Raw genomic sequence first — 17,774 nt, forward strand, 5'->3', positions numbered from 1 at the left:
AATCACTACGAAGAGTTGAATAGGGGTTAATCCACCCCTATACTCTGCGCGCATTTTGTCGGCACAAATTATGCCAAGTCATAGCTGACTTGTTGGTCGACTTCCGAGGAGCAGTTGTGATGGAAATCCGCACGCCAAACCGCCTGCCTTTCCATCGCTGGGCGGTTTTTCCGGTACTGCTGGCTCAATTCGTCGTACTGCTGCTGGCAACCCTGGTGTTGTGGCAGTGGAAAGGGGCGGTCAGTGGATATTCAGGCCTTTGCGGAGGTTTGATTGCGTGGCTGCCCAATGTGTATTTCGCCTGGAAGGCTTTTCGCTTCAGCGGAGCTCGGGCAGCACAAGCCATCGTCAAGTCGTTTTACGCTGGCGAGGCAGGCAAGATGATTTTGACGGCAGTGCTTTTTGCACTGACCTTCGCAGGAGTGAAGCCACTGGCGCCGTTAGCAGTATTCGGCGTCTTCGTGTTGACCCTTTTGGTCAGCTGGTTCGCGCCCCTGCTGATGAATAAAAGACTTTCGAGACCTTAGGGCGTTTGAGGCAACCATGGCAGCAGAAACCGCTTCGGGCTATATCCAGCACCACTTGCAGAACCTGACCTACGGTCAACTACCAGACGGCAGCTGGGGCTTTGCCCATTCGGCTGCAGAAGCCAAGGCAATGGGCTTCTGGGCGTTCCACCTGGACACCCTGGGTTGGTCCGTCGCGCTGGGTCTGATCTTCCTGTTCATTTTCCGCATGGCGGCAAAGAAGGCGACTTCCGGCCAGCCTGGCGGTCTGCAGAACTTCGTGGAAGTGATGGTCGATTTCGTCAACGGCAGCGTGAAGGACTCCTTCCACGGCCGTAGCCCGGTAATCGCACCGCTGGCGCTGACCATCTTCGTCTGGGTATTCCTGATGAACGCCGTCGACCTTGTACCGGTCGACTGGATTCCTCAGCTGGCCATCCTGATCTCCGGTGATCCGCACATTCCGTTCCGCGCCGTGTCGACCACCGACCCGAACGCGACCCTGGCCATGGCCTTCAGCGTGTTCGCCCTGATCATCTTCTACAGCATCAAGGTCAAGGGCCTGGGTGGCTTCATCGGTGAGCTGACCCTGCACCCGTTCGGCAGCAAGAACATCTTCGTGCAGATCCTGCTGATTCCGGTCAACTTCCTGCTGGAATTCGTCACCCTGATCGCCAAGCCGATCTCGCTGGCACTGCGTCTGTTCGGCAACATGTATGCCGGCGAACTGGTGTTCATCCTGATCGCTGTCATGTTCGGCTCCGGCCTGCTGTGGCTCAGCGGCCTGGGTGTGGTGCTGCAATGGGCGTGGGCTGTGTTCCACATCCTGATCATCACCCTGCAAGCTTTCATCTTCATGATGCTGACCATCGTCTACCTGTCGATGGCGCACGAAGATAACCATTAAGACCGCCTGGCGTGTCTGATAGCCTTCCCCGCCCGTTCGGGGGGAGGGCTTAAAAAGTCCGCAAGGGCATGCTGTACCAAACGATTTGTTTTACCGCTTCAAACTAAAAACCTAACCAATACGACGTAAAAGTCGGGAGGAAAGATGGAAACTGTAGTTGGTCTGACCGCTATCGCTGTTGCTCTGCTGATCGGCCTGGGTGCTCTGGGTACCGCCATTGGTTTCGGCCTGCTGGGCGGCAAATTCCTGGAAGGCGCTGCTCGTCAACCAGAAATGGTTCCGATGCTGCAGGTTAAAATGTTCATCGTTGCCGGTCTGCTCGACGCCGTAACCATGATCGGTGTTGGTATCGCTCTGTTCTTCACCTTCGCGAATCCGTTCGTTGGTCAGATCGCCGGCTAATCACTCGTCACCACGAGTTGATGGCTGTATGAATTAAGACCGAGCGAGGTGTTGGCGTGAACATTAATGCAACCCTGATTGGCCAATCCGTTGCTTTCCTGATTTTTGTACTCTTCTGCATGAAGTATGTATGGCCTCCGGTCATCACTGCCCTGCAAGAGCGCCAAAAGAAGATTGCCGACGGCTTGGACGCTGCCAACCGCGCAGCTCGCGACCTGGAGCTGGCCCAAGAGAAAGCGGGTCAGCAACTGCGTGAAGCTAAAGCACAGGCAGCCGAAATCATTGAGCAAAGCAAGAAACGCGCTGCTCAGCTTGTCGAGGAAGCCCGTGAACAGGCCCGCGTCGAAGCTGACCGTGTGAAGGCTCAGGCTCTGGCCGAGATCGAACAGGAACTGAACAGCGCTAAAGACGCCCTGCGTGCCCAAGTGGGTGCTCTGGCTGTTGGCGGTGCTGAAAAGATCCTTGGCGCCACAATCGATCAAAACGCGCATGCGGAGCTGGTTAACAAACTGGCCGCTGAAATTTAAGCGAGGGCGATCATGGCAGAACTGACCACGTTGGCCCGACCTTACGCTAAGGCTGCCTTTGAGCATGCCCAGGCCCATCAGCAACTGGCCAATTGGTCAGCCATGCTCGGCCTGGCTGCTGCGGTGTCGCAAGACGACACCATGCAGCGCCTGCTCAAGGCCCCGCGACTGACGAGCGCAGAAAAGGCCGCCACGTTCATTGACGTGTGCGGTGACAAGTTCAATGCACAGGCACAGAATTTCATTCATGTTGCCGCGGAAAACGACCGTCTCCTGCTTCTGCCGGAGATTGCCGCTCTGTTCGACCTGTACAAGGCCGAGCAAGAGAAATCCGTGGACGTGGAAGTCACCAGTGCCTTCGCGTTGAACCAAGAACAGCAAGACAAACTCGCCAAGGTTCTCAGTGCACGGTTAGGCCAGGAAGTGCGCCTGCACGCGTCGGAGGATGCCAGCCTGATTGGCGGCGTCGTCATCCGCGCTGGTGACCTGGTAATCGATGGCTCTGTTCGCGGCAAAATCGCGAAACTGGCCGAAGCATTGAAATCTTGAGTTTGAAGGGGCAGCAGAGCAATGCAGCAACTCAATCCTTCCGAAATTAGTGAAATCATCAAGGGCCGCATCGACAACCTCGATGTGAGCTCCCAAGCCCGTAACGAAGGTACCGTCGTTTCGGTTTCCGACGGTATCGTGCGGATCCACGGTCTGGCCGACGTCATGTACGGCGAAATGATCGAGTTCCCGGGCGGCGTCTACGGCATGGCACTGAACCTGGAGCAAGACTCCGTAGGTGCAGTGATCCTGGGTGCCTACGACACCCTCGCCGAAGGCATGAGCGCCAAGTGCACCGGCCGCATCCTGGAAGTTCCGGTTGGTAAGGAACTGCTGGGTCGCGTCGTCGACGCACTGGGCAACCCGATCGACGGCAAAGGTCCTCTGGGCAACACCCAGACCGACGCGGTCGAAAAAGTTGCTCCAGGCGTGATCTGGCGTAAGTCGGTAGACCAGCCTGTACAGACTGGCTACAAATCCGTCGACGCCATGATCCCTGTCGGCCGTGGCCAGCGTGAGCTGATCATTGGCGACCGTCAGATCGGCAAGACCGCCATGGCCATCGACGCCATCATCAACCAGAAAGACTCCGGTATTTTCTGTGTTTATGTAGCTGTCGGCCAGAAGCGTTCCACCGTTGCCAACATCGTTCGCAAGCTGGAAGAAAACGGCGCCCTGGCCAACACCATCGTGGTGGTTGCCAGTGCATCGGAATCCGCCGCACTGCAATTCCTGGCGCCATACGCCGGTTGCACCATGGGCGAGTTCTTCCGTGACCGCGGTGAAGACGCTCTGATCGTTTACGATGACCTGTCCAAGCAGGCCGTTGCCTACCGTCAGATCTCCCTGCTGCTGCGCCGTCCACCAGGACGTGAAGCGTACCCAGGCGACGTGTTCTATCTCCACTCCCGTCTGCTGGAGCGTGCATCGCGCGTTTCGGAAGAGTACGTCGAGAAGTTCACCAACGGTGCTGTCACTGGCAAAACCGGTTCCCTGACCGCTCTGCCGATCATCGAAACCCAGGCTGGCGACGTTTCCGCGTTCGTTCCGACCAACGTGATTTCCATCACCGACGGTCAGATCTTCCTGGAATCGGCCATGTTCAACTCGGGCATCCGCCCTGCAGTGAACGCCGGTGTTTCGGTATCCCGCGTAGGTGGTGCCGCTCAGACCAAGATCATCAAGAAGCTGTCCGGTGGTATTCGTACCGCGCTGGCTCAGTACCGTGAACTGGCTGCATTCGCGCAGTTCGCGTCCGATCTGGACGAAGCGACCCGCAAGCAGCTGGAGCATGGTCAGCGCGTTACCGAGCTGATGAAGCAGAAGCAGTACGCGCCGATGTCCATCGCGGACATGGCTCTGTCGCTGTACGCCGCTGAGCGTGGCTTCCTGACCGACGTAGAAGTCTCCAAGATCGGCAGCTTCGAGCAAGCACTGATCGCCTTCTTCAACCGTGATCACGCTGAACTGATGGCGAAGATCAACGTGAAGGGTGACTTCAACGACGAAATCGACGCAGGCCTGAAAGCCGGTATCGAGAAGTTCAAGGCCACCCAGACCTGGTAAGCCGCAGCGGGGGCCCTGGCCCCCGCTTGCTAACCTGATAGGTGATACATGGCAGGCGCAAAAGAGATTCGCAGTAAGATTGCGAGCATCAAAAGCACGCAAAAAATTACCAGCGCCATGGAGAAAGTGGCGGTCAGCAAGATGCGCAGGGCACAAATGCGCATGGCTGCTAGCCGTCCTTACGCGGAGCGTATCCGCCAGGTGATCGGTCATCTGGCCAACGCCAACCCGGAATACCGCCACCCGTTCATGATCGAGCGCCCTGTAAAGCGCGCCGGTTATATCGTGGTGAGCAGTGACCGTGGTCTGTGCGGTGGCTTGAATACCAACCTGTTCAAGGCCCTGGTCAAGGACATGAGCGCAAACCGCGAACAGGGCGTGGAAATCGACCTGTGCGTGATCGGCAGCAAGGGTGCGACTTTCTTCCGCATCTTTGGCGGCAACGTCGTAGCAGCGATCAGCCACTTGGGCGAAGAGCCATCGATCAACGATCTGATCGGCTCCGTCAAAGTGATGCTGGACGCCTACCTGGACGGCCGTATCGATCGCCTCTCCGTGGTTTCGAACAAGTTCATCAACACCATGACCCAGAAGCCAACGGTCGAGCAATTGGTACCGTTGGTGGCAACCCCGGATCAGGATCTCAAGCATCACTGGGATTACCTGTACGAACCCGACGCAAAAGAGCTGCTGGACGGCTTGATGGTGCGTTACGTGGAGTCGCAGGTATACCAGGCGGTGGTCGAGAACAACGCTGCTGAACAAGCGGCCCGGATGATCGCCATGAAGAACGCCACAGACAACGCCGGTGATTTGATCAAAGAGCTTCAGTTGATCTACAACAAGGCGCGTCAGGCTGCGATCACCCAGGAGATCTCGGAAATCGTCGGCGGCGCTGCCGCGGTTTAACGGTTCAAAAATTCAGAGGATCCAGCTATGAGTAGCGGACGTATCGTTCAAATCATCGGCGCCGTCATCGACGTGGAATTCCCACGTGATGTCGTGCCGAGTGTATACAACGCGCTGAAAGTACAAGGCGCGGAAACCACCCTGGAAGTTCAGCAGCAGCTGGGCGACGGCGTGGTTCGTACCATTGCGATGGGCTCCACCGAAGGCCTGAAGCGCGGTCTGGAAGTCGTTGACTCCGGCGCTGCCATTTCCGTTCCTGTTGGTAAGGCCACCCTGGGCCGTATCATGGACGTACTGGGCAACCCGATCGACGAAGCCGGCCCGATCGGTGAAGAAGAGCGTCGCGGTATCCACCAGCCAGCGCCTTCGTTCGCTGACCAGGCAGGCGGCAACGACCTGCTGGAAACCGGCATCAAGGTTATCGACCTGGTTTGCCCGTTCGCCAAGGGTGGTAAAGTTGGTCTGTTCGGTGGTGCCGGTGTCGGCAAGACCGTAAACATGATGGAACTGATCCGTAACATCGCCATGGAACACAGCGGTTACTCCGTGTTCGCTGGTGTGGGTGAGCGTACTCGTGAGGGTAACGACTTCTACCACGAGATGAAGGACTCCAACGTTCTCGACAAAGTAGCGCTGGTCTACGGTCAGATGAACGAGCCACCAGGAAACCGTCTGCGCGTAGCGCTGACCGGCCTGACCATGGCTGAGAAATTCCGTGACGAAGGTAACGACGTTCTGCTGTTCGTCGACAACATCTATCGTTACACCCTGGCCGGTACCGAAGTATCCGCACTGCTGGGCCGTATGCCTTCGGCAGTAGGTTACCAGCCGACCCTGGCTGAAGAGATGGGCGTTCTGCAAGAGCGCATCACCTCCACCAAGGAAGGTTCGATCACCTCCGTCCAGGCCGTATACGTACCTGCGGACGACTTGACCGACCCGTCGCCAGCGACCACCTTCGCCCACTTGGACGCCACCGTCGTTCTGTCCCGTGACATCGCCTCCCTGGGTATCTACCCAGCGGTCGATCCACTGGACTCGACTTCGCGCCAGCTGGACCCGAACGTGATCGGCAACGAGCACTACGACACCGCTCGTGGCGTTCAGTATGTTCTGCAGCGCTACAAAGAGCTGAAGGACATCATTGCGATCCTGGGTATGGACGAACTGTCCGAGACCGACAAGCAACTGGTAGCCCGCGCTCGTAAGATCCAGCGCTTCCTGTCGCAGCCGTTCTTCGTGGCCGAAGTCTTCACCGGTTCGCCAGGCAAGTACGTTTCCCTGAAAGACACCATCGCTGGCTTCAGCGGCATCCTCAAAGGTGACTACGACCACCTGCCAGAACAAGCGTTCTACATGGTCGGCAGCATCGACGAAGCGATCGAGAAAGCCAAGAAACTGTAATTCCTGCGCCCCGCAAGGGGCGCTATCAGGTTGAGGCAAGCAGATGGCTATGACAGTCCATTGCGATATCGTCAGCGCGGAAGGAGAAATTTTCTCCGGTCTGGTCGAGATGGTGGTTGCGCACGGTAACCTGGGTGATCTTGGTATCGCTCCAGGCCACGCGCCGCTGATCACCAATCTGAAGCCAGGTCCGATTACGCTGACCAAGCAGGGTGGCGCCCAAGAGGTGTTCTACATCTCTGGTGGTTTCCTCGAGGTTCAGCCGAACATGGTCAAGGTGCTTGCCGATACCGTGCAACGTGCTGCAGACCTGGATGAAGCTCAGGCTCAGGAAGCCCTCAAGGCTGCCGAGAACGCCCTGAATCTGAAAGGCGCGGACTTCGACTACGGTGCCGCCGCCGCACGTCTGGCAGAGGCCGCAGCCCAGCTGCGTACCGTCCAGCAAATGCGCAAAGGCAAGTAATCGGCCCCGGCTGATGACTTCTGTTGCGATTGAGTAAAAGGGTAGCCTCGGCTACCCTTTTTCTTTTTCTGATTTCTCCCCCGGTCATTTCACTGACCGCCCAGGATTGGTAGCCAGTAATGTCACTCGATATCGTTATCCTCGCCGCCGGCCAAGGCACCCGCATGCGCTCGGCGCTGCCCAAGGTGCTGCACCCGGTAGCCGGCAACTCCATGCTCGGCCATGTTATCCACAGCGCGCGGCAACTACAGCCACAAGGTATTCACGTGGTCATTGGCCATGGTGCCGAGCTGGTACGCGAGCGCCTGGCCGCTGACGACCTGAATTTCGTCATGCAGGAAAAACAGTTGGGTACCGGCCATGCGGTTGCCCAGGCACTGCCAGCCGTCACCGCCGACACCGTGCTGGTGCTGTACGGCGATGTACCGTTGATCGAAGTGGAGACCCTGCAACGTCTGTTGGCCAAGGCCAATGACCAGCAGCTGGGCCTGCTTACGGTTACGCTCGACGACCCGACCGGCTATGGCCGCATCGTGCGTGACGAGCAAGGCCAGGTGACTGCCATCGTTGAGCACAAGGACGCCAACGACGCGCAGAAAGCGATCAAGGAAGGCAACACCGGTATTCTGGCCCTGCCAGCTGCGCGCCTGGCTGACTGGATGGGCCGCCTGTCGAACAACAACGCCCAGGGCGAGTACTACCTGACCGACGTCATCGCCATGGCGGTGGCTGACGGCCTGGTGGTGGCCACTGAACAGCCACACGACCCGATGGAAGTTCAGGGCGCCAACGATCGTCGTCAGCTGTCCGAGCTTGAGCGTCACTACCAGCTGCGTGAAGGCCGCCGCCTGATGGCCCAGGGTGTGACGCTGCGCGACCCGGCGCGCTTCGATGTACGGGGTGAAGTGACCGTTGGTCGTGATGTGCTGATCGACATCAACGTGATTCTCGAAGGCAAAGTGGTCATCGAGGACGATGTGCAGATCGGCCCAAACTGCGTCATCAAGAACACCACCCTGCGCAAAGGCGCGGTGGTCAAGGCCAACAGCCACCTCGAAGGCGCCGTGATGGGCGAGGGCAGCGATGCCGGCCCGTTCGCTCGCCTGCGCCCGGGCAGCGTGCTGGACGCCAAGGCCCATGTGGGTAACTTCGTCGAACTTAAAAACGCCCACCTGGGTGAAGGCGCCAAGGCCGGTCACCTCACCTACCTGGGCGATGCTGAAATCGGTGCACGCACCAATATCGGCGCCGGTACCATCACCTGCAACTACGATGGTGCCAACAAGTTCAAGACGGTGATGGGCGAGGACGTGTTCATCGGTTCGAACAACTCGCTGGTGGCGCCTGTGGAAATCAAGGCCGGCGCGACCACGGCTGCGGGTTCGACCATCACCCAGGCCGTCGAAGCCGGCGACCTGGCTGTGGGCCGTGCGCGCCAGCGCAACATCTCGGGCTGGAAGCGGCCGGAGAAGATCAAGAAGAGCTGAGTTATCCACAGGTGTTTCAATCGAAAGCCGACTATGCGAATAGGTCGGCTTTTTTATTGGCCGATCGGTAATCCCGTGGGACCGTGCCAAATCTGACAAAACTATCCACAGGGCAGCAACTGCTTGACGAAACGGGCGACTTAGGTTTTGATTGCAACCATTATCTTTCGAAACGAAACTTAAGCGCTCATGTCGAAACGAAACACACCGCAGCGGCGGCACAATATCCTGGCTTTGCTCAGCGAGCAGGGCGAGGTAAGCGTGGACGCCTTGGCCAAGCGTTTCGAGACGTCGGAAGTGACCATTCGCAAAGACCTCGCCGCCCTTGAAACCAACGGCCTGTTGCTACGCCGCTACGGTGGTGCGGTGCCGGTGCCGCAAGAGCTGCTCGGTGAACCCGCCCAGCCTGTGTCTTCCTATAAAAAGGCCATTGCGCGTGCCGCCGTGGGGCGTATCCGCGAACATGCGCGCATCATCATCGACAGCGGCAGCACCACCGCCGCGATGATCCCCGAACTGGGGCGCCAGCCAGGCTTGGTGGTGATGACCAATTCGCTGAACGTGGCCCGTGCCATTTGCGACCTGGAACACGAGCCAGTGCTGCTGATGACCGGTGGCACCTGGGACCCCCATTCCGAATCGTTCCAGGGGCAGGTTGCCGAGCAGGTACTGCGGTCCTACGACTTCGACCAGCTGTTCATCGGTGCCGACGGTATCGACCTTGGCCGCGGTACCACCACCTTCAATGAGCTGCTCGGGTTGAGCCGCGTCATGGCCGAAGTTGCCCGTGAAGTGATCGTGATGGTCGAGTCGGACAAGGTGGGGCGCAAGATCCCCAACCTTGAGCTGCCCTGGGGCAGCGTGCACACCCTTATTACAGATGAACGCCTGCCCGCAGCGGCACGCGAACAAATTCAAGCCCGCGGCATCAACCTGATCTGCGCCGCGATCAGCCAGGAGCAATAAAACATGTGTGGAATCGTTGGTGCCGTCGCCGAGCGTAATATCACAGCCATCCTGATCGAAGGCCTCAAGCGTCTTGAGTACCGCGGGTACGACAGCGCCGGCCTGGCCGTGCTCACCCAAGGCGGTGAACTGCAGCGCCGCCGCCGCATTGGCAAGGTCAGCGAGCTGGACGCTGCTGTCGTAGCCGACCCTCTGGCGGGCCAACTGGGCATCGCCCACACCCGTTGGGCCACCCACGGTGCGCCAACCGAAGGCAATGCCCACCCGCACTTCTCGGGCAATGAAGTGGCTGTGGTGCACAACGGCATCATCGAGAACCACGAAGAGCTGCGTGAAGAGCTCAAAGGCCTGGGCTACGTCTTCAATTCGCAGACCGACACCGAAGTTATTGTCCACCTGATCGACCACACCCTGAAGAGCATTCCGGACCTGGCTGATGCCTTGAAAGCCGCTGTGAAGCGCCTGCATGGCGCCTATGGCCTGGCACTGATCAGCGCCAAGCAGCCTGACCGCCTGGTAGCTGCACGCAGCGGCAGCCCGCTGGTCATCGGTTTGGGCCTGGGTGAAAACTTCCTGGCGTCCGACCAGTTGGCCCTGCGCCAGGTCACCGATCGCTTCATGTACCTGGAAGAGGGCGACATTGCCGAAATTCGCCGTGACCAGGTCACCATCTGGGACCAGGCCGGCCACAAGGTCCAGCGCGAAACCGTGCAGTACCATGAAGGCGCTGAAGCTGCCGACAAGGGTAACTATCGCCACTTCATGCTCAAGGAAATCCACGAGCAGCCAAGCGTGGTGCAGCGCACCCTGGAAGGCCGCCTGGGCAAGGACAACGTACTGGTCCAGGCCTTCGGCCCGCAGGCTGCCGAACTGTTTGCCAAGGTGCGCAACGTGCAGATCGTTGCCTGTGGCACCAGCTACCACGCCGGTATGGTCGCCCGTTACTGGCTGGAAAGCCTGGCTGGCATCCCGTGCCAGGTAGAAGTCGCCAGCGAATTCCGTTACCGCAAAGTTGTGGTGCAGCCGGATACCCTGTTCGTCTCTATCTCGCAGTCTGGCGAAACCGCCGACACCCTGGCCGCGCTGCGTAACGCCAAGGAGCTGGGCTTCCTCGGCAGCCTGGCAATCTGCAACGTGGGCATCAGCTCGCTGGTGCGTGAGTCGGACCTGACCCTGCTGACCTTGGCCGGCCCGGAAATCGGTGTGGCCTCGACCAAAGCCTTCACCACCCAGTTGGTCTCGCTGATGCTGCTGACCTTGGCCCTCGGCCAGGTGCGCGGTACCTTGGAAGCAGGTGTCGAAGCCGAGCTGGTTGAAGAGCTGCGTCGCCTGCCGACCCGCCTGGGCGAAGCCTTGGCCATGGACGCTACGGTCGAGAAGATCGCCGAGCTGTTCGCCGACAAGCACCACACCCTGTTCCTCGGCCGTGGTGCACAGTACCCGGTGGCGATGGAAGGTGCGCTCAAGCTCAAGGAAATCTCCTACATCCACGCCGAAGCCTACCCGGCAGGCGAGCTGAAGCACGGCCCGCTGGCACTGGTGGATAACGATATGCCGGTGGTTACCGTTGCTCCGAACAACGAACTGCTGGAGAAGCTGAAATCCAACCTGCAGGAAGTGCGTGCCCGTGGTGGCGAGTTGGTAGTGTTTGCCGACGAGCACGCTGGCATGACCAATGGTGAAGGCACTCACGTGATCAAGGTTCCGCACATCGTCGATGCGCTGGCGCCGATCCTGTACACCATTCCACTGCAGCTGCTGTCGTATTACGTGGCCGTGCTGAAGGGCACCGACGTGGACCAGCCGCGTAACCTGGCCAAGTCGGTAACGGTTGAGTAAGAGGCCGTCGTTTGCCGGTAAAAGTGATTCTGTGGAATTAAAGCAGTCGCCCAACAATTAAAACTGTCGCCGGTAGAGGGGAAGCGCTCGCTCCCCTTCATCGGGCGGTACACCAGCCTCCCCGCGTGACCCCTCCCTACCTTGTACTGGCGTTTTCACATGCCCCTCTCGATTCTGCCTGATGAAACTCTTCCGTCATACGTGAGAAGGAACCTGCTGCTCTATTGGGCCGAGCCCAAGGCAGAGATCTTCGAAGCCCTGCGTACCCGTCATGTGATAAAGACGGCCGAAGTGAGAAGGCTCGCAGAAGCCATCGGCTGGCCTGGGTGCTATGGGTTCAATCGGCTTGTTCACAATCACACGCTGAACGCAGCGTTCCACGTCATCAAAAGTGACTGGGATGTTGCCTACTCAGGCACTCAGTACCTTTCTGAGGGGGAGCACTTCAGTGAATGGGATGCTTCCTTCTGCCCTGAATGCGTTAGGGAAGACCTCAAGATCCACGGGTTTTCATACTGGAGGCGCTATGGCGCGTCAAAGGTGTCGGTGTGCCCCAAGCACAACGCTGTCTTGATTAGGGATTGTCCTTTTTGCGGTAAGTTGTTCACTCGCATGGATCATGACCTTGATGTGATGTGGCGCACTTGCGGCGGCCGGCATCTCGCCGAAGCTGAGGTTGTTGCTAACCACGACCCATTGGCGCTCAAGCGTGCTGAGGTCTACCAGCGATTGTGCAGGTCGCCCCATATCATCTCTGGTTTGCATGCCGCCAAGGTGCTGCTGGATAAGGCTACCGCTTTGAGCCCGCAGCTCACTGGCGAGGACAGGTCAAAGATGCGGGCGATAGCCTCGACCATGAGCGATCTTGTAGAGAGGTTCGCCGATGTGCCATCACCGAGCCTTGAAAGTCGAGCTGGGACCATCACAGCAGTATTCGTTCATGCTGTCGTGGCGCTCTATGACAGCTATGACGATTTCGAACGTGAATTAATGACCCTAGCGGGGAGCGCTCGATGCACTGATTCGCTCTGGAGCAGCTATCGGATAGAGGACACAAAGTATGTCCACTTCGTAGAAGAAGACTACGTGCAGGGTTTGGGGGTTTGGTCCACCCCGCGCATTGTGTTGGATGACGTGGTAGTCCAGGTAGGTTGGCCTTGGCCTACATCCAAGCACTATCCCTGCTGCAACACCCCGCTGTCCATTCATGAAGGACCATCACAGCGCAATACTAACGTCGCCGCTTCGCCCAGCATTCCCAAGATCGGTTTAGCAAACGCGCGAGCTATCGGGATCATAAAACAGGCGTCGCAAGCCTCCACCCGCTGCGACGCCTGATGCAGGCAGCTAGTGTTCTACACCCGAATCGGTACCCGAACAGGTAGAGGGGTATGAACCCAGTTGCGCAAGCTCAGAGCTTTCAGCCCTGCGGCCCGTACCTGTGGGTCTCTATCGAGGGATCGCAAAGTCACAATTATGTTGACCGGCAAGGCTTCTGTCAGCTCGGGCTCGTATGCACGTAGGCGGGCTTTGGCTTGGAGCCCCCATTGTTTGACCGCTGTCCCGTTGGGGAAGGTCGCTCGATGGACCTTCACAGGGGACCACTTACCTCCAGCGGAAATTTGAGCGATCTCATATCCGCTCTGGCCTTCATCGCTGTCCATTGGAACCATGCCTTGGATGGTATCTCCCGTTATCGCACCGAAGCTCAACTCAACGTTTGCGCGTACATATTCGCTGCCCGAGTTGGGGTCCAGTGGGGGGGCATATGCCGCCGTGATGATCACTTCGCCCCGAAATTTGCCGTCCACAATCAAAACATCGGGGATCGGATAAGGGGTTTTCCGCCAGCGCATGTTGCCCGGTACCAAATTCGCCTGGAAAACGAGGGTGAAACTGTCGTCTGAATCGTAAAGGGCTTTAAGTACGTCCTCAGGCCGGCCTGCACCTAGATATCGGCGATGGTAAGAATCGTAATCAGGCGAAGAGAGCTGCGCTGCATGGATCATTAATGCCTTGACCAACGAAGGCGACGGATTCAGCGATGGACGCCCAGCCACAGCTTGCCATGCGTGGGCTGCCATGCACGATGCGAGGGGGGCCGCGTAACTCGTCCCAAAACCCAAGCGCAGCTGATTGTCGGGCCACAAGACTTTGAGGCTAGCGGAGCCGGCGTTCCACGGAGCGTGTACACCTCCGCCCACATGCGTGATGTCTGGTTTCGGAGTGAAGACTGGGCCAGGACCACAACGCGAGTAAGGTGCCGGGTGGCCAACAGCGCTGAGCGCGCCTGCAGCATCAATGTGGGATATCGAGCCCACAGTCAAAGCACGAACCGACTCCCCTGGACTCGAAATACGGTCAGCGAGCGTCGAGAGTTTTTGCCATTCGCGACGTGGGAGGTCGGTGTAGTTGCCTGCGGCCACGACGAAGAGCACCTGGTACTTATCACTAAGTTGATCCAGGGTCATCGCAAAGTCGCTGAATAGGCTATCGTCGCAAGGCTCACCCCCAAGGGAGATGTTCCATATTTTCACATCTGGCCGATTCTTTACCGCAGATTGAAGACGTAGCTCCAGATCAGACATGTACGAGCCAGAAGCTTCCAGTGCACACACGTCATGCACGAGGGCGGGCGTTGTTGGAATCCAGGCGTGCTTGTCGTTGAAGTGAGCTCCTCCTGCAACAAGCGAGGCTACCGCTGTGCCGTGCTCATAGTTGGTATCTGGGAAAAGCACATAGGGGTCCTGAGTTTGGACGTAGTGCTTAATGAGCGTGGCGTTCGGGCTTACGCCTGAGTCGAAGACTGCCACTGTCGGAAGCGTGACGGGCTGCTGGGCTGGCTGTACATGACTGGCTGTTGGTCCACCCATAGGCACTTGGACCGTGGTTCTGGGGTGGAAAAACTTTTCTGCGTAGATGGACCGGATGCCGGGGAAGTCTAGAATCCGATCAAGGGCATCATCTTGGATTTTGTCCAAGTCCCGAATGCCAATTATTGGCAGGCCACGCCCTTGGTCGATTTGGACGAACGGCAGCGATAGGGATTTCAGAATCTGCAGTATCGAATCGTAATTGAACGTATTGAATGTGCCCTGCTGGTACTGGAAGAGTCGCAAAACGGCACGACCATTTTCCAGGAGCCGGTGGCTTCCTTCCGGGTTTCGTCGTTGGCGACCCCAAGGCTCAATGGATTCGATCACACTCAGTTGGGATCGAATTTTCTTGGTGTCGCGGTGCAGGATCACACGATCAAACACGTCCAGACTGTTGGCAGAGGCCCCAACGAGCATCTCGTCAATCTGACCATGGCCAGCCGCCTGTAGCTGCGCTTCCTCTGCGACCAAGATGGGGCGGTGGGTTTTTGCGATTCCCTTTTCCCGCAGCTTGAGTACCAGGTGCGTCAAAGCCTGGGGATGAAGCACCTGCTCGCTGGAGAGCGCCGATGAAGCATCTGCGAGTGTTCTTGAGAGTGCCTGACGGTAAGCGGCGTTGACCTCTACGAGCTCTTTGCCACCACCGCCACCGCCACCCTCAATTGACGAGAGATCCACAGGCTGAAACGGGACATGTATGAACGGATTCTCAACCCTCGCATTCAACAGCGGTTGCGCGGGCGTGTTCTTGCGGGCCACTACTGGTCTCCTCCTTGAGGATCTTCGTGATTTGCCTAGTCGACAGGTCGTACAGCCTTCCCAATGTTCTCAGGGAAAAGTACTTTGGTGCCCATCCATTAAGCCACCGAACTTCTGACTCGACAGTAGATAGCACTCGGCCACCAGTAAGTGCAAGATTTAAACCTAGGCGTCGGATGAGCTGGTTTTCATCGACGCTGGATGCGTTCGACAAAACAGCCCCGCGCTTGGTATCTAGGCAGACCTGTTCAATGTTTGCCCCGGTGATTCCGTCAGACAACTGAGCTAGGACATCCAGATCCAACTGCTCGGCGCTGAACGGCTCCAGGTATTGTTTCCACAGCATTCGGCGCAATGCCAGGTCAGGCTCAGCCATAGGAATTCGGAAACTGAACCGGCGCCAGATGGCTGGGTCGAGCAACTGATCGTGATTGGTTGCAGCGACCAGAATGGTGCTCTCTGGGATGGCGTCTATGTTCTGCAGCAGTGCAATCACCACTCGCTGGAGCTCCCCGACATCACGCTCGTTCCCCCGAGCCCCCGCTAAGGCATCGAACTCATCTAGGAACAGTACACAGGGGCGCTGTTGGGAGTATTCGAACACCCTACGGAGGTTCCGGCTGGTCTGTCCCAGCAGACTGCTCACAAGCGTGTCGCACCGGACCGTTAGCAGTGGCAATTCAAGGTGCCCGGCAATATACCGGGCAAGCTTAGTTTTTCCTGTACCGGGCGGGCCGTATGCCAGCAAGCGGCTCGGCATGGCAGCGCCCACGCGTGCAAGGTCGTCGTATCGGCGGATATTTGCCAGAAACTCCTGGATTCGATTCTCGACTGCACTGGGCAGCAGCAACGAGCCTTTATCAAGCGAAGGGGTGCTTACGTCCACCGTATGCAGATGGCTTTCACCATCTGTAGGCAGGTTCGAGAAGCTAAAACCATGGGCAGCATCCTGGGCACTGGCTAGCGCTGCAGGAGCCCTTGCAAGGCGCTCTCTGATCATTCGGGCTTGTCGTTTGTCGCCGTCACTCTCCAGTTTGTCTGCCAGGAGGCCGGCATAATTCGAGGCCATGCTGGCATTCGCCTTGAGAGCTCCGTCCAGGATCTTCAAGATTTCTGAGAGGTATTCCACGGGATGATTCGCTCAAAGGGTTATCTGTTTCGGATTTCGGCGTTAGTGTAGCGTATCTGGTCAAAATCGTTTCGTATTACTGTCCTTCTGATTCACTATAGTGACCTGTGGAAATTTGCATTTCTGTCGTAAGGTGGCGGCGCCCTAGGGCTATGGCCCGGCGAGCGATGCCAATGGGATTGGCTTTTTTGAGGCAGGTATGGAGCAGAACGACCAAATCGAGCCGCTACTGGCGACCGTGCATACTCTCTTGCGAGCAGATGGTGCGGATGATGCTGCCGAGATCGTGCAGAAATACCCCGCCGCAGCGGAGCAGACGGGGTATGACAATTGGAATGGAGGCACCAACTACTGGCACATCCAGTTCAAGATGCCTGCTTCTGACTATGCTCGCCTTGGCGCGAAACGCAGCCAGCTGGAAGAGCAGATCACAGCCAAGCTACGCACCGTTACCGAGCATCAGGAGAATGATTGCTACTCTGCAGTGATCGTCCCAGACAGGGAGTTCCGCGCTGATTGGCGGTCGTCGAGTCAGTCAGAACTGCCTAAAAAGGTGCGACAAAACATCTTGGATGGTCTGCGCCTGGATGATGTCGACTGGAGCGGGCGGCTCAACGATGTGGAATTTTTGAGCCGGTTGTACGATCTGGAAGAAATGCCATCCACGGATAGCCGTTACAAGGATGCTGTTGGCGATATCTGGCAGCATCGCTGTAACAACGACGATTGGGAAAATGACTGGCTCTATAGCGACAGCCGCTTCCGCTTGGCTGAAGGGAGTGCCGATCACTTCCTGCGTTTTCTGTGTGAAATGGTCCATCCCTTGGTGCGACCCGATCGAGATGACGCGCTCAAGCTTGCGGAGCAGTTCAATGATCAACTGAAGGGCGCCGGATGGGAGCTGTATCAGGCTGAACTCATTGCTGGCCGACCGAGATTTGCGTTTCGGTCTCTAGAGCATAATGGTGGCCGCTCGGTACTCCGTGCTAAAGCTGTTGCAGATGCACTGAATGCAGGCTGGATGGCCAAGCAAATCGAACGTCTAGAGCTCGCCGTGGATACCGACCCGGAGTTGGCGATCGGCACCGCTAAAGAGCTTGTGGAGACCTGTTGCAAGTCGATTCTCACCAAGCGTGGTATCGCCTTCACCAAGTCAGATGACATGGGTGACTTGACGAAGAAGCTCACCAAAGCTCTTCAACTTGTGCCGGAGGGCGTAAGTGATGCTGCAAAAGGGGCTGAGAACGTTCGACTGATCCTGCGAAACCTCACGCAGATCACGAGCAATCTGACACAGCTAAGGGGCCTTTACGGGACAGGACACGGAAAGGACGGCCAGTATCGTGGTCTTCAACCGAGGCACGCTCGGTTAGCTGTTGCAGCGGCCGTCGCGTTTATCGACTTTGTGTCCGAGACGCACCGGCACCGGGAACACACGGAAAACGCCGAGAAAGCATGAGCTGAGTAGGTGGTCCAAGGGGCTGA

At 57.9% G+C, this 17,774-nt stretch carries 16 protein-coding genes; 14 read left to right on the forward strand and 2 right to left on the reverse strand.

The window, feature by feature from the left end:
- The first annotated feature begins 119 nt into the window (after positions 1-119).
- The 13 genes from N805_RS22330 (at position 120) to N805_RS22390 (ending at position 12,863) form a co-directional block, all read left to right on the forward strand.
- Positions 120-527, forward strand: a complete 408-nt coding sequence (locus tag N805_RS22330) for a F0F1 ATP synthase subunit I (protein ID WP_008092225.1) — start codon at positions 120-122, stop codon at positions 525-527.
- Between the two features lie 16 nt (positions 528-543).
- Positions 544-1,413: a F0F1 ATP synthase subunit A gene (atpB, locus tag N805_RS22335; RefSeq protein WP_016489912.1), complete on the forward strand. Its 870-nt coding sequence runs from the start codon at positions 544-546 to the stop codon at positions 1,411-1,413.
- Positions 1,414-1,557: 144 nt separating this feature from the next.
- Positions 1,558-1,815, forward strand: a complete 258-nt coding sequence (gene atpE, locus N805_RS22340) for a F0F1 ATP synthase subunit C (protein WP_003097235.1) — start codon at positions 1,558-1,560, stop codon at positions 1,813-1,815.
- A 56-nt stretch (positions 1,816-1,871) separates the two neighbouring features.
- A complete protein-coding gene (locus tag N805_RS22345) occupies positions 1,872-2,342 on the forward strand; it encodes a F0F1 ATP synthase subunit B (RefSeq protein WP_003253189.1) in 471 nt (156 codons plus the stop codon).
- A gap of 12 nt (positions 2,343-2,354) precedes the next feature.
- Complete coding sequence (locus N805_RS22350; protein WP_003253191.1) at positions 2,355-2,891, forward strand: F0F1 ATP synthase subunit delta; 537 nt, start codon at positions 2,355-2,357, stop codon at positions 2,889-2,891.
- Between the two features lie 21 nt (positions 2,892-2,912).
- Positions 2,913-4,457, forward strand: coding sequence for a F0F1 ATP synthase subunit alpha (gene atpA / locus N805_RS22355; protein ID WP_012274911.1), 1,545 nt, complete (start codon positions 2,913-2,915; stop codon positions 4,455-4,457).
- 48 nt (positions 4,458-4,505) lie between these two features.
- Positions 4,506-5,366 (forward strand): F0F1 ATP synthase subunit gamma, encoded by an 861-nt coding sequence (atpG, locus tag N805_RS22360; protein WP_016502295.1) that lies wholly within the window; start codon positions 4,506-4,508, stop codon positions 5,364-5,366.
- Positions 5,367-5,393: 27 nt separating this feature from the next.
- On the forward strand, positions 5,394-6,770 hold the full coding sequence (gene atpD / locus N805_RS22365) for a F0F1 ATP synthase subunit beta (protein WP_016502294.1): 1,377 nt from the start codon (positions 5,394-5,396) through the stop codon (positions 6,768-6,770).
- Between the two features lie 43 nt (positions 6,771-6,813).
- Complete coding sequence (locus N805_RS22370) at positions 6,814-7,233, forward strand: F0F1 ATP synthase subunit epsilon (RefSeq protein WP_016489909.1); 420 nt, start codon at positions 6,814-6,816, stop codon at positions 7,231-7,233.
- Positions 7,234-7,352: 119 nt separating this feature from the next.
- Positions 7,353-8,720 carry a bifunctional UDP-N-acetylglucosamine diphosphorylase/glucosamine-1-phosphate N-acetyltransferase GlmU gene (gene glmU, locus N805_RS22375; RefSeq protein ID WP_019470301.1) on the forward strand — a complete coding sequence of 456 codons (1,368 nt, stop codon included), beginning with the start codon at positions 7,353-7,355 and terminating at the stop codon, positions 8,718-8,720.
- Positions 8,721-8,909: 189 nt separating this feature from the next.
- Complete coding sequence (locus N805_RS22380) at positions 8,910-9,686, forward strand: DeoR/GlpR family DNA-binding transcription regulator (protein WP_012274906.1); 777 nt, start codon at positions 8,910-8,912, stop codon at positions 9,684-9,686.
- A 3-nt stretch (positions 9,687-9,689) separates the two neighbouring features.
- Entirely contained in the window at positions 9,690-11,525 is a 1,836-nt protein-coding gene (glmS, locus tag N805_RS22385) for a glutamine--fructose-6-phosphate transaminase (isomerizing) (RefSeq protein WP_019470300.1), read from the forward strand.
- Positions 11,526-11,684: 159 nt separating this feature from the next.
- Positions 11,685-12,863: a TniQ family protein gene (locus N805_RS22390; RefSeq protein WP_019470299.1), complete on the forward strand. Its 1,179-nt coding sequence runs from the start codon at positions 11,685-11,687 to the stop codon at positions 12,861-12,863.
- Positions 12,864-12,880: 17 nt separating this feature from the next.
- Here N805_RS22390 and iteS read toward each other — a convergent pair whose 3' ends face one another.
- On the reverse strand, positions 12,881-15,160 hold the full coding sequence (gene iteS / locus N805_RS22395) for a S8 family anti-phage peptidase IteS (protein WP_019470298.1): 2,280 nt from the start codon (positions 15,158-15,160) through the stop codon (positions 12,881-12,883).
- Positions 15,111-16,289: an anti-phage ATPase IteA gene (gene iteA / locus N805_RS22400; protein ID WP_019470297.1), complete on the reverse strand. Its 1,179-nt coding sequence runs from the start codon at positions 16,287-16,289 to the stop codon at positions 15,111-15,113. Before iteA ends, iteS begins: the two co-directional genes overlap by 50 nt.
- Before the next feature lie 199 nt (positions 16,290-16,488).
- On the opposite strand from iteA, the gene N805_RS22405 reads away from it, so the two are divergent.
- Entirely contained in the window at positions 16,489-17,748 is a 1,260-nt protein-coding gene (locus N805_RS22405) for an abortive infection family protein (protein ID WP_019470296.1), read from the forward strand.
- The last annotated feature ends 26 nt before the right edge of the window (positions 17,749-17,774 follow it).

The sequence above is a fragment of the Pseudomonas putida S13.1.2 genome, from assembly GCF_000498395.2.
In the GTDB taxonomy this organism is placed as follows: domain Bacteria; phylum Pseudomonadota; class Gammaproteobacteria; order Pseudomonadales; family Pseudomonadaceae; genus Aquipseudomonas; species Aquipseudomonas putida_Q.

What these genes read in the sequence shown, in the direction of transcription:
- atpE (WP_003097235.1), top strand. Translation starts at nt 1,558, where the DNA reads ATGGAAACTGTAGTTGGTCTGACCGCTATCGCTGTTGCTCTGCTGATC.
- N805_RS22380 (WP_012274906.1), top strand. Translation starts at nt 8,910, where the DNA reads ATGTCGAAACGAAACACACCGCAGCGGCGGCACAATATCCTGGCTTTG.
- N805_RS22350 (WP_003253191.1), top strand. Translation starts at nt 2,355, where the DNA reads ATGGCAGAACTGACCACGTTGGCCCGACCTTACGCTAAGGCTGCCTTT.
- N805_RS22405 (WP_019470296.1), top strand. Translation starts at nt 16,489, where the DNA reads ATGGAGCAGAACGACCAAATCGAGCCGCTACTGGCGACCGTGCATACT.
- glmS (WP_019470300.1), top strand. Translation starts at nt 9,690, where the DNA reads ATGTGTGGAATCGTTGGTGCCGTCGCCGAGCGTAATATCACAGCCATC.
- N805_RS22390 (WP_019470299.1), top strand. Translation starts at nt 11,685, where the DNA reads ATGCCCCTCTCGATTCTGCCTGATGAAACTCTTCCGTCATACGTGAGA.
- N805_RS22330 (WP_008092225.1), top strand. Translation starts at nt 120, where the DNA reads ATGGAAATCCGCACGCCAAACCGCCTGCCTTTCCATCGCTGGGCGGTT.
- atpG (WP_016502295.1), top strand. Translation starts at nt 4,506, where the DNA reads ATGGCAGGCGCAAAAGAGATTCGCAGTAAGATTGCGAGCATCAAAAGC.
- atpD (WP_016502294.1), top strand. Translation starts at nt 5,394, where the DNA reads ATGAGTAGCGGACGTATCGTTCAAATCATCGGCGCCGTCATCGACGTG.
- atpB (WP_016489912.1), top strand. Translation starts at nt 544, where the DNA reads ATGGCAGCAGAAACCGCTTCGGGCTATATCCAGCACCACTTGCAGAAC.
- N805_RS22370 (WP_016489909.1), top strand. Translation starts at nt 6,814, where the DNA reads ATGGCTATGACAGTCCATTGCGATATCGTCAGCGCGGAAGGAGAAATT.
- atpA (WP_012274911.1), top strand. Translation starts at nt 2,913, where the DNA reads ATGCAGCAACTCAATCCTTCCGAAATTAGTGAAATCATCAAGGGCCGC.
- glmU (WP_019470301.1), top strand. Translation starts at nt 7,353, where the DNA reads ATGTCACTCGATATCGTTATCCTCGCCGCCGGCCAAGGCACCCGCATG.